Here is a 601-nt window from a genome sequence, read left to right on the forward strand (position 1 = left end):
GGCCTAACGTTACAAGACATTCCAACCAAATCGGCAAATATTGTATCTTCAAGATATGAAACATTCGATTGTAGTTGTACTATTAATGCTCGTCAATTGTCTTTCTGCACAGGAAAAGACGTATCCACGATTAAAGGAAAATCAGAAATGGCTTGAAAACTTTAAAACTATTAGTGCAAAAGGAGCCAAAATTGATTTCATCAAGTCAAAAATATATTCCGATACTTCGTTTTTAAGTTTCAGAAATCGTATTATTCTAGACAACTCCCGTGATCCAGAGAAGCATGTTTGTAAAATTTTATTTTTCCTAAAGTCAAAAAAACATCATTGCGAATTAGACTTAGAAACAAAACCTAGCCTTTCGAAAGTTTTTGACTTGATAAATGAAAAGAACATTCAGGAAATCGAAGTTATTGAACTTCCTGAAAGTGCGGCTTTATTTGGCTCAAACAATTGTGGGGTCATTATATTAAATTGCGATAAAATGTTAATGCAAAAAGCCAGGAACGTCTTGTAACAGCGGCTCTTTGTCACCGCTTGCTCATGTTAGCGGGAACAAACTTTTTCTTAACTTCGTTTGCGTTCGGTGGAGAGTACTCTC

1 protein-coding gene is annotated in these 601 nt (G+C 35.1%); it reads left to right on the forward strand.

From position 1 onward, the window contains the following. Window positions 1–55 precede the first annotated feature (55 nt). The gene (locus HZF10_RS17890; protein WP_176007604.1) at window positions 56–517 is read left to right on the forward strand and encodes a hypothetical protein; all 462 of its coding nucleotides are present in this window, start codon (window positions 56–58) and stop codon (window positions 515–517) included. Window positions 518–601: the final 84 nt, after the last annotated feature.

Source organism: Flavobacterium agri (genome assembly GCF_013401995.1).
Lineage (GTDB): Bacteria > Bacteroidota > Bacteroidia > Flavobacteriales > Flavobacteriaceae > Flavobacterium > Flavobacterium agri.

Bases quoted from the DNA above. Each gene is read 5' to 3' on its own strand.
- HZF10_RS17890 (WP_176007604.1), top strand. From the start codon at position 56: ATGAAACATTCGATTGTAGTTGTACTATTAATGCTCGTCAATTGTCTT.